Annotated in this window: 3 protein-coding genes; all 3 read left to right on the plus strand. The window is 53.7% G+C overall.

Annotated features, from left to right (window positions below):
• On the plus strand, nucleotides 1-1297 hold a 1297-nt coding region (locus ACQZ5K_RS26880), incomplete at its 5' end, for a hypothetical protein (RefSeq protein WP_448742067.1).
• Nucleotides 1298-1312: 15 nt separating this feature from the next.
• Nucleotides 1313-2482 (plus strand): hypothetical protein, encoded by a 1170-nt coding sequence (locus tag ACQZ5K_RS26885; protein WP_448742068.1) that lies wholly within the window; start codon nucleotides 1313-1315, stop codon nucleotides 2480-2482.
• Nucleotides 2483-2562: 80 nt separating this feature from the next.
• Entirely contained in the window at nucleotides 2563-2748 is a 186-nt protein-coding gene (locus ACQZ5K_RS26890; protein ID WP_448742069.1) for a hypothetical protein, read from the plus strand.
• The last annotated feature ends 75 nt before the right edge of the window (nucleotides 2749-2823 follow it).

Below are 2823 nucleotides of genomic sequence, written 5' to 3' on the forward strand. Positions count from 1 at the left end.
CAGGAATACCCAGGGTGAGGCGATCTTCGTCCGCAGCACGCAGACCTATGATCCTCCCAGGGATGATGATCCGGTGCGGGGGTCGCTCAGATGGCAGGATGATGCGCCTGTGCAGTTGGCGCAAGCTGCAACCGGAACGATGACCGATGCCGGTAACAATGGATGGTTCTCGTCCAATGGCAATAATACTCGCGCACTCACTGGTACAGCCACCGGTACTGTAAATGGTGGTGGAGCACACGCTCCGTCGACATCTCGACCGATTCCCAAAACTCCCAGTCTGCCAAAGGTTGGTGGTGGGAAACTCTTGCGGAAAGGTATCTGGGCCATGGTGCTCGAGGATATGCTCCGCGACCTCTCAATGCCGGAGGATGAGCGGGCCACTGAGGGGCGTGCCTTGGGCGCGATAATGTCCAAACCAGGGCAGGCGGTAATTGTTCAGGACAAGCTTCTTGGTGGCCGCCAACCCGTCACTTTTGGGAATATTTTGAAACGCGAGACTTGGGATTTCTCCGGAAAATACGGTATTGCCATCGATCCAGAAGAAAGGGTGCCGCTGGCAAACGATATCCTGTCATCAATATCCGGCAAACCAATGGACGTTCGAACGATGTCCGATGCGGAAGTAAACGGTCTGCTGGCCCCCTTCCAAGGTCTCTCTGACGAGGAAATCGAGCAAAAGCTGAAAGACATCAGAGAAGCCCGACAGCAAGAGGAGCAAGAAAAGAAAGAAGACCCCAAACCTGGTCCTCAACCAGTCCCTCCTCCGCCGCTCGGTCCAAGTACTAGGATCGATGGTAAGAAAAGACGACGTAAAAAATGTCTGATCGGTCCGTACGACGAAATTAAAGAGGAGTGTTCTGGCGCGGGCGACTATGCCCACCACGTCGTCGCCGACATGACATACCGTCTGGGCGATCGTCCAGGGAAAGTAACGACGGAAAGAGTGCCTAATGCTCCTACCGAAGGTGAAGGGGAGTCAATCTGCCTGACTGAGGCCCAACACAGCCGAAAAAACGGCTCTGGCGGTGTGCATGAACTGACCAGAAACGAGCTGAAAGGGATTGATCATCCGGATTATCCGGGAACAGCTCCTATGGAAGATATCTTGTTAGCGTCTCAAGATGCGCTGCTGGCAACAAATGGAATCGACAAAGCCTGCGCAGAAGCGGCAAACGCGCGGGCGGAAGAACAGGTGAAGAAGAAGACAGGCCTTTCCGCTCCGGGAAGGACGAAGGAAAAACCGCTTCCAACAGGCAAGATCGCTGATGTACTTCGTGCTGGAAAATATCCGTAAAAAGGAGAGACCTTCTTGGATGACATTCTGAATGACGAGCAAGATTTCGAAGAGCTGTACGGCAAATGGGAGCCCAAACTCTATCAGGCTGCCATGGCAGACACCGACCGCCACTTCGCTGCTCTGGTGGGCGGACCGCGTTGGGACGATCCGTACACGATCATTCTCATGCGCGACGCCGTTAAACAAACATTCTCGCGGTCGGATGTTCGCAGGGAGTTGCGCGATATCCGCGTGATACCGTCGTTGAAAGACGATGCAGGGCCTTCCTATGTCACGATCAGCCTGCAGGGCGACATTTATGTTGTCGGTCCAGACGGTTCGCAGCATTTCATCATCCCCGGAACTCCAGCCGAATCCGAGATCGCGTCCGAAATCGATTTCCGCTCCATTCTTCCTTACGACAATCGTTGGCTCGTGGCAGGCAGCGGCAACTTCTTGAAGCTCGGAAAAGGCGAGAGTTGGGAGGACGTGTCGCCGTCGCTTACAACTGAATATCCTTACTCGGAGACCGAATGGGCCATTCTCGGAGAGAACATCAAGGGTGAAATCTTTATCGTTGCGATCCAAAGACCGAACCAACGGTACTTCAACCTTTACCCGGGCCATCCCCTATATCGGAGTGACATGGCGGAAGACGAACGCTTCAAACTGAAAAAAAGGTTGAGAGCTGAAAAGGGTACCCATCCGGTTCTAACTACGCTTTACACAGGAACACCCGGCAACTGGAAACGTCAAGAACTGCCTGAACGGATTGCCAAGACTTCACCACCATACGCATGGTTAGCCGCCGTTACCTCGGACAATCGAGGCAATGATTATTTGGTGGGCTCGGACGGTTTGGTTATGACAGGAACACCCGAGAGCGGTTTCTCGGAAATTTCATCGTTGCCAGACCGCGAAAAGCACTATTCTGATGTTGCTTATCTCGACGACGAATTGGTCCTCATTGCTGACTCGGAGTTGTTTCGCTTCGATGGACATTTAGCAAAAACCTTCACACCAAAGGTGAGGCTCCAACTCGGTAGCAAACGGGTTCAGCCGTCAGCGATTTTTGCCCGGGAAGACAGACTGCATGTGTTTGATTACGGAAACCGCCTCTTTTCTCTCGTTGAGGGAGAATGGAGAGAGTATGCGATTCCAAACGAGTTGCTCGAGCGTCCTTTCAAGGCCAAAAAGCCGTAGGCTGCCCGTTTACGTCAGTTTTCCGCGCCCTGTTTCCTGACAAGCGAGGCGCGCGTCGGTACAAGCGTTTCGTTGGCGCCATGGAGGTGCTGCAGGACGAGCTAGGTGCGCTGCATGATCTTGCGACCGGACCAGAGATCTTGGAGAAGCACGGTCTGAGTGGCCTGCCGGGGACCGATGACCTGATCCTCCACGCCGCTCTGGACGATGTACTTGACAAGTTTTTACGTGGTGATCCGACACTGTTGATTTGCACTGAGAAGTGACCCGGCATTGCCGGATATTGTCATCGAGAATTGACCCATGTTTTGAACCTTGCTCCGCGTGTTTTCAGCGGGAGC

Source organism: Agrobacterium sp. 22-226-1 (assembly GCF_053522345.1).